The 11928-nt window shown below is 39.8% G+C and carries 11 protein-coding genes; 6 read left to right on the plus strand and 5 right to left on the minus strand.

Going from position 1 to position 11928, the window contains the following annotated elements; translation table 11 throughout:
• Positions 1–49 precede the first annotated feature (49 nt).
• Positions 50–850, minus strand: a complete 801-nt coding sequence (locus AC1DOK_RS18610; protein WP_477555814.1) for an AraC family transcriptional regulator — start codon at positions 848–850, stop codon at positions 50–52.
• A gap of 221 nt (positions 851–1071) precedes the next feature.
• Here AC1DOK_RS18610 and AC1DOK_RS18615 point away from each other — a divergent pair, with 221 nt between their 5' ends.
• From AC1DOK_RS18615 to AC1DOK_RS18640, 6 genes are all read left to right on the plus strand, one after another.
• Positions 1072–2409, plus strand: a complete 1338-nt coding sequence (locus AC1DOK_RS18615; RefSeq protein ID WP_477555815.1) for an aromatic ring-hydroxylating oxygenase subunit alpha — start codon at positions 1072–1074, stop codon at positions 2407–2409.
• A complete protein-coding gene (locus AC1DOK_RS18620; RefSeq protein WP_477555816.1) occupies positions 2406–2906 on the plus strand; it encodes a 3-phenylpropionate/cinnamic acid dioxygenase subunit beta in 501 nt (166 codons plus the stop codon). Before AC1DOK_RS18615 ends, AC1DOK_RS18620 begins: the two co-directional genes overlap by 4 nt.
• A gap of 119 nt (positions 2907–3025) precedes the next feature.
• The gene (locus AC1DOK_RS18625) at positions 3026–4225 is read left to right on the plus strand and encodes an ABC transporter substrate-binding protein (RefSeq protein WP_477555817.1); all 1200 of its coding nucleotides are present in this window, start codon (positions 3026–3028) and stop codon (positions 4223–4225) included.
• A gap of 243 nt (positions 4226–4468) precedes the next feature.
• Complete coding sequence (locus AC1DOK_RS18630; protein WP_477555818.1) at positions 4469–6853, plus strand: polyprenyl synthetase family protein; 2385 nt, start codon at positions 4469–4471, stop codon at positions 6851–6853.
• Between the two features lie 250 nt (positions 6854–7103).
• Positions 7104–8189 (plus strand): aspartate-semialdehyde dehydrogenase, encoded by a 1086-nt coding sequence (gene asd / locus AC1DOK_RS18635; protein WP_477555819.1) that lies wholly within the window; start codon positions 7104–7106, stop codon positions 8187–8189.
• A gap of 133 nt (positions 8190–8322) precedes the next feature.
• Positions 8323–9183, plus strand: coding sequence for a hypothetical protein (locus AC1DOK_RS18640; protein WP_477555820.1), 861 nt, complete (start codon positions 8323–8325; stop codon positions 9181–9183).
• Positions 9184–9281: 98 nt separating this feature from the next.
• Here the strand turns inward: AC1DOK_RS18640 and AC1DOK_RS18645 are convergent, their stop codons facing one another.
• The 4 genes from AC1DOK_RS18645 to AC1DOK_RS18660 form a co-directional block, all read right to left on the minus strand.
• Positions 9282–9494, minus strand: coding sequence for a hypothetical protein (locus AC1DOK_RS18645; protein ID WP_477555821.1), 213 nt, complete (start codon positions 9492–9494; stop codon positions 9282–9284).
• A 17-nt stretch (positions 9495–9511) separates the two neighbouring features.
• The gene (locus AC1DOK_RS18650; RefSeq protein WP_477555822.1) at positions 9512–9715 is read right to left on the minus strand and encodes a helix-turn-helix transcriptional regulator; all 204 of its coding nucleotides are present in this window, start codon (positions 9713–9715) and stop codon (positions 9512–9514) included.
• Positions 9716–9729: 14 nt separating this feature from the next.
• On the minus strand, positions 9730–10146 hold the full coding sequence (locus tag AC1DOK_RS18655; protein WP_477555823.1) for a DUF2178 domain-containing protein: 417 nt from the start codon (positions 10144–10146) through the stop codon (positions 9730–9732).
• A gap of 103 nt (positions 10147–10249) precedes the next feature.
• Positions 10250–11842 (minus strand): PucR family transcriptional regulator, encoded by a 1593-nt coding sequence (locus AC1DOK_RS18660; RefSeq protein WP_477555824.1) that lies wholly within the window; start codon positions 11840–11842, stop codon positions 10250–10252.
• Positions 11843–11928 lie beyond the last annotated feature (86 nt).

Consider the following 11928-nt stretch of genomic DNA (forward strand, 5'->3'; position numbering starts at 1 on the left):
GGGGTATTTTTATATTGAAAAAAGTATTGACGGGTCAAAAGCACAGCACTTATAAACCCTCGCCTTTTCGATAATCTAAAGGACTAATCCCTACGGCTTGGCGGAAGGCCCTGCTTAACTGGCTTTGCTCACCGAAACCGACTGCCTCAGCTATTTCTTTTAAACGATAATTTGTAGTTAGGAGCAGTTCACGGGCTTTATGAAGACGCGCCTGCCTAACGTATTCCATAGGGGATATTTTTAGTTTTTGCCGAAAGAGTAGACTTAAATGACTTTCGCTTAAAAACACTTGTTTTGCAAGGCATCTTAAGCTTAGTTTATCGTGGAGATGATTCTGGATATAGAAGACAACTTGATGCAGCCTGGGATCGAACGATAGAGTTAATTCATCCGAATAAGGTTGAAACAAACATAGCAGTTCAGCTAACCATTGATTAACGAGTGCACTGAAACGGAGCATTTCAATGTTTTCCACTAATTCCAGTTTTAATTTGTTCTCGTGATTGGAATAAGGATACATTTTTTCAGGATGATTTTTAATTTCGTGCCAAAGAGTAAGTAAATGTTTCAAGTGATCATTTTTCTCCGGTTTTATAATAATAGGGAATTCATAAAGGGTCAAAAAATCAAAAGGTCCGAACTTATATTCAATGGCAAAATCAATGTGGTGTAAAGGAATAGATTTTTCATTTATATAAAGCTCAAATGGAACTTGTGCAGGAAATATAACGAGATCCCCTTGGCTTACCTCATATTTCACTCCTCCGATTTCCACACTTTTCTCGCCTGAAAAAACATACCAGAATACGGAATAAGGGCGGTCAATTCTGTCAATTTTCCATGTCGGCATCCGATGATATTCTTCTACCCGATGAACAATTAATTGCAGTCGGTTCAGTGTGCTTAACAGCATATTGGTTTCTCGCCCCTTATATCTATTTATTTATAATAATCATTTTTGTCAAAATATTAAGAATATACGATCTTTTTGGAATCGCTTTCAAATGTTATTGTCATTATAACTAAAAAATACATTACAGTTCAATCATTTAAGGGAGGTTAGGGCAGGTTATGAGCCTAAGTCAGAAGGAGTTTCAGCAGCTTAAGGAAAAGATGTCAGAGGGATACTTGCCACAGTGGGTGTTAAATGATCCAGACATTTACAAACTAGAAGTAGAAAAAATATTTAGCAAACAATGGAATTTTTTGGGTCATGAATCTGAATTGAAAGAACCTGGCAGCTATGTGACAAGATGGATTGTGAATGATCCTGTCTTGCTTGTAAAAAACAATACCGGAGAATTTAAAGCATTTCTCAATTCTTGCGCTCATAGAGGGGTACGTTTATGTACAGAAGACTACGGAAACAAGAAAACGTTCGTTTGTCCTTATCATGGATGGAGTTACAACCTGGATGGAGATTTGATTGGTATCGTAGTTGGACATAAGGTATTCGGAGAGGAAATGGATAAAAAAGAGTGGGGTCTTCGTCCTATTCCGAAGGTCGAGAGTTACCAGGGGATGATATTTGCAAACCTGGATCCTGATGCGATTTCTTTGCATGAGTATCTAGGTGATATGAAATTTTATTTCGATCTTATGCTGGGAAGAAGCGATGGCGGAGTTGAAGTAAGAGGGGTGCCCCAACGATGGGTAGCTAAAGCCAATTGGAAAATGTTGCAGGAAAACTTTGCGGCAGATCCTTATCACGTTCAGACGACTCATCGATCTGCAGTGGAAATGGGATTGACTCCTAATAATCCTTTATACGCGTCGTTTGGACATCAAGTCGTATTAGACCATGGGCATGGGATCAATGTCATCACATCAGCAACAGGACAGTCTGCTCATCCGTATCAAGGAATGCCTGAATCGATGTGGCCGATGTTTGATAAAAACTTAAGTCCAGAGCAAGTGGAGATCTTATCTAAAGCAGGAACTTTTGTGGGAGGTGTTTATCCAAACCTGTCCTTTTTAAGTACATGCAGCGGATCAGAAGAAAATAAGTATAACCATATCAACTTTCGGGTTTGGAGACCTTTAGGACCAGATAAGGTCGAGATTTGGGTTTGGCATATGATTGATAAAGCGTTGACGGAAGAATACAAAGAAAAATCGTATGATGGATTTCGTGAAACCTTTGGAGCTTCAGGTGTATTCGAGCAAGATGACACGGAGAATTGGGCTCGTATAGTTGAAGCAAGTGAAGGTACAATGGCACGAGATAAATCCCTTAGTTACAATAATCTTTTTAATTATCTGATGGGAATGGGTAGTGTTAAACCCGATGAGAACTTCCCTGGACCAGGTATCGCTTATCCAACCTGCTATACAGATCATATAGCAAGAAATATCCACGAATATTGGTTAGAACTCATTACTAGCGGTTCAGGGGAGGACTGCAAATGAACAATGACGTACATAATCAAATTACCCGTTTGCTCCATCAGGAAGCTTACTTGTTAGATCATCGGAAGTATAGAGAATGGTTAGACTTGCTTACCGACGATATCAAATATCGAATGCCGCAACGTGTAACGGTTGATAATAAAGAAGGAACGAATCTAGCTAGTGACGTGTCTTTTTTTGAAGAGACGAAAAATACTCTATCGACAAGAGTGGAAAGACTTTATACCAAATCGGCATGGGTCGAAAACCCGGCTACCAGACAACGGCATTTCATAAGTAATATTATGATTGATCCGGGTTCTGATCCTGATGAATATAAAGTAAGAAGTTATTTTTTATTCAAGCGCAGCAGAGCTTCAGATCCAAATACTGAACAAATATTTGGGGAGCGAGAGGATCTAATTCGAAAGGTAAATGAGGAATGGAAAATTGCATCTCGAATCATTTATCCGGATCAGGCCGTTTTAAGTGTGATGAATTTGAGCATGTTTTTATAGCTTATGTAAGCGTTTCCTGAGGGGGTGACAGCATTCCATACTATTGTACAAGCTGATCGAACACTCTATGGCTACAGTCTTCAAGAACAAATACTTTTATTAAAAAGGGAGAGCTATAAATGAAAAAGAGATTACAGATTTTGATTAGTATCGTCATGCTCATTGTATTAACGGCTTGCGGAGGCAATGGTTCGCCTGCTGCAAAGGAACAAGGCCAAGTTGATAAATCGGATTCAGGTTCATCCAAGGATGTGCTGAAGATTGGTGCCGTTTTCTCTACATCTGGTGGTGCTGGTACACTTGGCAAGCCCGGCATGGATGCGCTTAAACTGCTTGTTGATCAAGCGAATGAGTCAGGCGGGATTAATGGCCATAAGCTCGAACTGATCGCTTACGATGATAAATCCGACCAAAATGAAACCGTGCTGAGTACAAAAAAATTGATCGAGCAGGATAAAGTATCGGTTATCATTGGCGGTACGCTGTCCGGTAATGCTTTGGCGATGATTCCGATCGTTGAAAAAGCCCAAATCCCTTTCTTTGCCACTGCTTCAAGTAAAAACATTAACATTCCGGTCAAAAAATTCGTATTTAAGGTCACCCAAGGCGATAACATCGCTATGGTTAAAATCATAGACTATCTGAAAAAAAATAATCTGACGAATATTGCTTGGTTAAACGTCGATAATTCCTTTGGCTCTAGCGCGTTGGAAGAATTTAATAAACTGGCTCCAGATGCCGGCATCAAAGCGGTAGTTACCGATGTGTTTGAACCGACTGTAAATGATGCAAAGCCGATGCTGACGCGGGTGAAAAAAGCCAATCCGCAGGCGATCATCATATGGGATACGACTCAAGGGGCCTCTGTTGTAACGAAAAGTGTTCGTGAATTGGGCATACAAGTTCCAATCCTCGAGTCCCATGGCGTAGCAAACGCGGAATTTGTTCAACTTTCCGGTGATGCTTCGGAAGGGGCGGTTTTCCCGGCAGACCGAATGATAGCCCCTGAACAGGTAGCAGACGATCATCCGCAGAAGAAAGTGCTGTTAGAATTTAAAAAACTATTTGAGGATAAATACGGTTATGCAGCCAGCACGTATGGCGGACACTCTTGGGATGCTTTTCAAATTATTAAAAAAGCTGTTGAAACAGCAGGGACCGACCCGATCAAACTTCGCGATGCGATCGAATCCGGAACCAAAGATTTGGTGGCAACCGGCGGCATCTATACCTTCTCGGAAACAGACCATAGCGGGTTAAAGGTCGATTCGCTCTCTATGATTCAGATTAAGGACAAGAAATGGATTTTATTAGATTAATGTTTTTGATAAAGGCGGAATTGTTATTCGATGCTATTCTGCAAGTAGGTGACTCCTGTAATTCATTAGGAGTCATCTTTTTTATTAGCGTTTGTGTTTCACCTGCCTTGCATTGGAAATAAAAACTCTTAACGTTTGCGTAACCCAAAAGATGCTTCCACGTATAAAGATGTGAACATAATCCTGCGGCTCCCACTAATGGATATATGTTTAACATATATAGAAGTTGAGGTAATCCATCGTATGAATAAGCAATTTACAGATCAGTCCGATATATGGTATCAGCTTGCTGAGCAGAAGGCAGCTCATTATTTTGCATCACTTTATGTGCAGGTTATGGAAAAGACTTACGTGCCTACTTTAATAGAAGATATTCAATTGTGGAAAAAGAAGCATATTCATCATCATTCATTGCTATCCTTATTTTCACAAGGAAAGAAAAAGCCTGATTCTCAGGATTATAATCGATATATTAATTGGCTAAATTATACAGGTAAATTGGATGATTACTTGGATCGAAGCGTTTCCTATATTTATATGCGGGATCTGGGCAAAGCCCTGGATTCTCCTGAAACAAAGCTCAGGATACAACGCCTTGTTGCCGACATCAAGAATCACTTGATTCGTTCTACCGCAACAAATAGCGGAGATCAATCAGAGTTTATAAGTTTGGCTGGGTTGTATCGATGGGCCCAAAAGCAAAACGTAGAAAACGCTGTGATCTGGTTGATTAACAAACTTAAGAACGTATCCTCTCATATTCCGGAGGAAATGAATGCGGAGCATGCCCAGCGCAAACTAATCAAAATCATTATCGGGGTTGTTCTGCATGTGATGGAAGAGATGGACGAAGAGATATTACCTTCGGAACGTGCCTTGCGACTTGATGGAGCCATCAGGCTGGGGTATTCCTATGGTCTGACTTATCCCTTCATTGACGATCTTCTCGATTCTGGGGTCTTAAACGATGGGGAGAAAGTACAATATACCCGTATGATACGTAATGCGCTTCTCACTGGATCTGTGCCGGAATTAGGAGAGTGGGAAGGTAATAACTCGGATCTGATCCATTATGTTCACTCAGAGCTCAGCGATGCTTTTGAATATATTAAGGAACATCAGCAGCCGGAAACACAAAATATTTTTTTCGAGCAGTCCTATGTGTTTTTTCATTCCCAGGATATAGACCGTATAAAGGATCTTTCGAATGCAAATTACACCAACGAAGAGCTTTATCTGCCCATCATCTTAAAATCTTCATCTTCTCGATTGATTGTTCGTTCCGTCATTAGCGCTCCTGTGGATGAAGGCTTTGATAATCGAACCTTCTTTTATGGCATCTATAACCAGCTGGCTGATGATTTTGCAGATATGTTTGACGATATGAGAGACGGGGCTGTAACACCCTATACCTATTATTTAAAATACCGTGATCAGCGTTCGGATCTAATTAACCCCTTTGAATTATACTGGGCAGTCATCTCTAATTTAATCCATAACGTGTATCACTCCGATGCCAAGACCCGTGAAGTGATACTGGATCGTGCCATCAACGGTCTAAAACGTTGTAAAGAGCGTATCGGTGTTGAAAAGTATAATGAAATTATGGAGATATTCGCCTCCGGAAATCCGGAATTAAATCGTCTCATCCAACATATGGTCCGAAAAGCGGATGATGTGGATTTCTTCGATAAACTACTTCGGGACCAAATGGTGACCGTTCTGAAAAACGACCGAAAGGAAAAGGAAGAATTTGTCGATACACTCACTACTGTCCGCAATCAGATCAACAATCTATTGCAGATATCCCCAAATAACAGAATTACACTGGAAAATGAGTCGCTTATTGATGCTGCAAATTACAGTCTGGCAGGGGATAGCAAGCGTTTACGGCCCATATTAGCTTGGGTCATGGGCGTAAACGAATATGGACTGCAAGCTTCATCTATTGTCCCGCTGCTGAGATCATTGGAATATATGCACACCGCATCCTTGATCTTCGATGATCTGCCATCGCAGGATAATGCGTCTACCCGTAGAGGACGTCCAACCTTGCATCAGGTTCATAATAGCGCCACTGCGGAATTAACAGGTCTGTTTCTGATTCAGAAGGCGATTGAAGAACAATCGTGCCTTGATGAGTTCGATGCTAAAACTGTGCTTGCTTTAATACAATATTCGTCCCAAAGTGCAGCTGATATTTGTATGGGTCAGGCGATGGATTTGCAATCCAAAGGAAAAGCATTGACACTGGAGCAATTGAATAAGATATGCTTTTACAAAACCGGAATCGCATTTGAGGCTTCTCTGGTTATGCCAGCCATTCTTGCTCAGGTTAGGGAGACAGAAATTGCGACTTTGAAGAAATATGCTTATCATGCGGGCATTGCCTTTCAGATTAAGGATGACTTGCTTGATTTGGAAGGAGATCTGCAATTACTCGGTAAACCGACACACATGGATGTTGAAAACAACAATTCAACTTTTGTGACCATCCTTGGTCCGGAAGGCGCCAGAAAAGAGATGTGGGAACACTACTGTCTTGCAATGGAAGCGTTAAAAGAGATGCCTCGCAGTAACGCTTTTCTGAAGCACTTATTGAATTATATGGTTAATCGAGATTCTTAAAATTTAATATTTACCTCTCAAGTGATATTTGATAAAATAATGGAAATATTCAAATGCGATGAAGAGAAGAGTAAATAAATGGATTCTTTCACAGAGAGCTCCGTTAGGCTTGAGAGGTTAATATGGTGACATATTAGCGAACCTGGGGTGGTACCACGAGTATATAAATCTCGTCCCTAAGACTTAAGTCTTGGGGGTGGGATTTTTTTGTTGTTTCACAAGAAAAACACAGAAAGGATTTGAATATCTTATGACAGAAAAACTGAAAGTTGGTATTGTTGGAGGAACGGGGATGGTTGGCCAGAGGTTTGTGCAATTGCTGGATCAGCATCCCTGGTTTGAGGTAACTGCTATAGCAGCAAGCAGCAATTCAGATGGTAAAACTTATGAAGAATCTGTTCAAGGCAGATGGAAGCTGGCTAACCCAATTCCTGAGAATGTAAAAAATATCATCGTTCAGGATGCTTCTAAAGTAGAGGTAGTTGCCGATCAGGTCGATTTAATTTTTTGTGCTGTAGATATGAAAAAGCATGAAATTCAAGCGTTGGAAGAGGCATACGCCAAAACGGGTACGCCCGTTATTTCCAATAATTCGGCTCATCGCTGGACGCCGGACGTCCCTATGGTGATTCCGGAAATTAATCCGGAGCATATTGAAGTGATTGCTTCACAGAGAAAGCGGCTGGGAACCTCAACAGGATTTATTGCCGTTAAGCCTAACTGTTCAATCCAGAGCTATGTGCCGGCACTTCATGCACTATATGATTACAAACCAACCAAAGTGGTTGCGTCAACCTATCAAGCAATTTCCGGAGCTGGCAAAAACTTTACCGATTGGCCTGATATGATAGATAATGTCATTCCTTACATTGGCGGTGAGGAAGAAAAAAGTGAGCAGGAGCCACTGCGCATATGGGGCAGCATGGTCAATGGTGAAATTATTAAAGCTAGTGCGCCTTTAATTACAACACAGTGTATTCGCGTTCCAGTAACAGACGGACATTTGGCTACAGTATTTGTATCGTTCGAGAACAAGCCTTCAAAGGAAGAAATTCTAGATCGCTGGCTTCGATTCAAAGGACGACCTCAGGAGCTTGGTTTGCCAAGCGCACCAAAGCAGTTCATAACGTATTTTGAAGAAGAGAACAGACCACAGACGAAGCTTGATCGTGACATTGAACGCGGTATGGGAGTTTCGGTTGGCAGATTGCGTGATGATTCCATATACGATTATAAATTTGTAGGTCTATCCCATAATACATTACGTGGAGCAGCAGGCGGTGCTGTTCTGATCGCCGAACTGCTTAAGGCGGAAGGGTACATTCAGGCAAAGTAAGAAGTAGGTTTATAAATTAAGCGTTTGGCGTTAGGTTGCCAAGCGTTTTTTTTGATCTTTATCAATGCAACCATTATTATAAGAATATTAAGTTTTTTTATCTTGATAATCATTTATTTTGGAGGAACCTTAAATGAAAAAAATGATAGTGATATTAGGTCTTTCTGCGCTTTTAGTAGTGCTGACAGGATGTAGTATTCTCAAGGAAAAGCCAAGCTATGAAGTTGAAAAAGCTGAAATCTCCAAATATCTAGAAGAAGAATATGATCTTCAGATCGCAGAGGTTGATTTGTGGATTGAGGAAAGCGATAACTCTACACATGGTACCAAAAAAGGCGATATGCTCGCAACAGTATACGATAAACGTGATCCCAGTTTAGCTATCCAGGTTCAAAAGCACGCGGAATCTGGGGAATTTGAAACTACATACATCAAAGAGGCTTTCGAATTGCGCCAAGAAATTTTCGCCCTTCTTGAAAAGCATAAGCCAGGTAATCCACTCAACCAATTTCAGGGGGTTTATCCAGAATCCATCTATGGGGTTGCTTTAATTTCTCCGGGTTCAACGGGAATGCATTTAGGGGTAATGCGTGATAAAATCGACATCGATAGGGAATTGGAGAGTAACTGGGCATTAGAACAAGAAGTGGAAGCTGCGATCGATAGATATATAGAAAAACATCCAGATAGCATGGACAAAGAGTTCCATGTGTCCTACAGATTCTATGAAAAAGGTAATTTCGACCTTGATCGGTATATAAGGCGTCACAAAGAAGAAGGTTATTATGGAATATACGAAAAAATATTTGGTGTAACGATAGACGATCATAATATTTTTTTAAGTGAATTAAAGGAAAAGGATAAGCCGAAAATAGTATTTGATTATCAAGTTAGCATGGAAGAACGTGCCCAAATTAACAATGTAGAGGAATATAAGAAAAAGGCATATGAATTTTGGAATAAACATTATCCCAACGGATTTGAGTTTAGATAAACCCCATATGGTGGTTGGCTGCGAGTCTCGTCAATAGGTTCCAGAATTGAAGAAAGGAGCTAAACTCTACATGCAGATTAGCTCCTTTTGTTTGCAAATTATTTAATTATAAAGGCTACAATCCCTAGAATTATACACAGGATCCCACTTAATAATTGTCCTATTCCAGAAGCCTGCCCGAACACCAATAAATTGAAAATATTTTTTCTTTTTTGGGTCTTTCCTACGAATGCATCATCCGTTTTCATTTTATAAATACCCCATAAAACCAAGACTACTCCAAAAAGTATAAGCAATATTTTTAAAGCCATATATTTACCCCCGTTAGTTATTTGTCATCTTGCTCAAATATAAAGACTTCTTCAATTGATAAGTTAAAAACTAAAGATATTCTATAAGCTAGTAAAACAGATGGATTATATTGTTGTTTTTCTAAAGAAATGATTGTTCTTGAAGAAACACATACCGTATCAGCTAGTTCCTGTTGTGTGATGCCATGTTCTAAACGTAACTCTTTAATTTTGTTTTTCATAGGAATTCTCCTAATTATAGAACGTAATTATAATATTTTTTAGCTAAAACGCTGGTAATTGAGGCAAATATTATAATCAAAAATAAAGCAGTGGTTGTTGGAATTGCAATCCAATCTGAAAGAAACATCATAAGTAAAATCGCAATCATTAAAATTTTGAGAGTAAAGTGCGAAGCTTTGCCATCTATTAAATCATCTCTTTCATCATACTGTTTGGACAGCTCTCGATCTAACTGTTTGCGTTTGGTATGATATTTAATGTGAGAAGTTATTGCGAAAACTAACAACAATGCTCCTGCGAATAATTTTATAACACCTAAGTAAAGTCCCTCAGTAGTATTAGCTTTAGAGTAATTGAAAATTATTTCAAAAACTCCAATTGCGAGAATTGCTAATGAAACTAAATAAAGCTCTACAAATCTATTTTTCAAACAAATCACCCCCGATATAGCACCGTGTGAAGTTTGCTTCACATGAAGTTAACTTCATATTATCCTATTTTAAAAAGGGTGTCCATAATCATTTTTCTGGAAATTAATACTTTTGATTTTCTAATGAGTAGAGACGAACAGCCAGTTGAAGATTGAATTGTGTTTCCACTTCATTGAGATTGAAATTTCCTATTGAAATGGCCCGATCCAATCGATAACGTATGGTTTTGGGATGAATTTTTAATTCCTCAGCTGTTTTTTTGAGTTGAAAGCCTTGGGAAGCATATGTTAATAAAGTATTTATCAGCACATCGCCGTTTTTAATTTTTTGAAGTGGACCAAACAACTGGTTAAGAAAGGACGAACGTGCATCTAGATCTCCCATTAGGACTCTAGGTACTAGCAAATCTTGATAGCGATGGAGTTGTCCAAATTGGATATGAGGCAGGATTGAGCGAACTTCCCAATAACCTAGACGTATATTGTTAATTCCTTGATGAGGGAGACTAACGGTGAATGCGAGATTAGCGTCTTTCACTGACTTCCATATTTCCTCGGGCTGAACACGGCTCGGAATTAAGAAAATGATTTGATTTTGTGTCAGTGAGAGCACTGCTGGTATTTTCAACTCTTGCATTCTCAGTTTAAGCTTGTCTGCCAGCTGTTCTCTCTTTAAGATGACTTCTCTCGACAAGGGAACCGAGACATCCATGATCAAGATGCCAACCGAATAAATACCTTCTGGTTCAAAGCCTAATAACTCTGCACGCCGTAAGATTTGAGGGGTTGTGCTATGTTCACCTTCAAATAAAGAATCCAAAAAGGAATATCCTAGCTGAGCTTCTAGCGAAGCAAGAGCCCGCTGCTGAGAAATGTGCAAAGCTATCACGATAGAGGCGGATTGAGCAGCCCGCAAGTCTACCTCTCTTAGAGCCTGTGATCCTTCGATGATCCACATAAGGCCAACCAGTTCTTTCTTGATCGAAATGGGACATACATAACGAGAATATAGATTGGAATTAGCTGTCGCCTGGATTCTTATTGGCGGTGAACCGGATCGCAGGGATAAATGTTGTGCTTGCTCTTTGGAAAAAGTGGAAATTTCATGAAGAAGTTGTTCGGTTTTCTCTTTTGTGTAACCATCTTCTTGTATGCTGTAGATGGCCATAAGATGGCCATCAGGATGCTGAATAATGACGTTTCTTCTAATTAACTGGCCAAAGGTAAGAGCAAATTCCTGGAGATCCTTCGCTTCCAATGCGATTTGCATGAGCTCATGATGAATAAATTCAGAATGCTCCTGAAGTTTGTACTGATAGGTCAGAATCGAACTGAGGATTTCTTCCGTAATGGTGTTGAACTGAACCTCCCATGGTATTTCGAGGAGAGGAAACTGCAAATCATCCGCTACTTTGCATACAGCCTGTGGAATTTTGTCAAAGTATTGGGGGACTGCGAGTCCTAACCCAGTGAGTCCTCTTTTAGATAATTGAATAATCAGATCACAAAGCATTTCTTCGTCATCAGGCCATCCGTAACCCGTGCTCAGAAGAAAATCCCCAGCTTTCACCCATGGCAACGGGTTGGGTAAATCAACAATAGGCACCCATCGGATAGTACGATCAAGACCGTTTGCGCCTGCAACGATTCTAGCCTGTTGGAGAGAAGGAAGCTTTAATACTTGGACTAACTTCATAATTAATCACTCCAATAACGATAATTACTTTAAAATAATTATCCCTTAGTGATAATAAATATATTAAAACTTATCTCTTAGTGCAA

This window comes from Paenibacillus sp. P5_B5, assembly GCF_056400365.1.

Coding starts and splice junctions, on each gene's coding strand:
- AC1DOK_RS18625 (WP_477555817.1), top strand. CDS start 3,026: ATGAAAAAGAGATTACAGATTTTGATTAGTATCGTCATGCTCATTGTA.
- AC1DOK_RS18615 (WP_477555815.1), top strand. CDS start 1,072: ATGAGCCTAAGTCAGAAGGAGTTTCAGCAGCTTAAGGAAAAGATGTCA.
- AC1DOK_RS18650 (WP_477555822.1), bottom strand. CDS start 9,715: ATGAAAAACAAAATTAAAGAGTTACGTTTAGAACATGGCATCACACAA.
- AC1DOK_RS18630 (WP_477555818.1), top strand. CDS start 4,469: ATGAATAAGCAATTTACAGATCAGTCCGATATATGGTATCAGCTTGCT.
- AC1DOK_RS18660 (WP_477555824.1), bottom strand. CDS start 11,842: ATGAAGTTAGTCCAAGTATTAAAGCTTCCTTCTCTCCAACAGGCTAGA.
- AC1DOK_RS18645 (WP_477555821.1), bottom strand. CDS start 9,494: ATGGCTTTAAAAATATTGCTTATACTTTTTGGAGTAGTCTTGGTTTTA.
- AC1DOK_RS18610 (WP_477555814.1), bottom strand. CDS start 850: ATGCCGACATGGAAAATTGACAGAATTGACCGCCCTTATTCCGTATTC.
- asd (WP_477555819.1), top strand. CDS start 7,104: ATGACAGAAAAACTGAAAGTTGGTATTGTTGGAGGAACGGGGATGGTT.
- AC1DOK_RS18620 (WP_477555816.1), top strand. CDS start 2,406: ATGAACAATGACGTACATAATCAAATTACCCGTTTGCTCCATCAGGAA.
- AC1DOK_RS18640 (WP_477555820.1), top strand. CDS start 8,323: ATGAAAAAAATGATAGTGATATTAGGTCTTTCTGCGCTTTTAGTAGTG.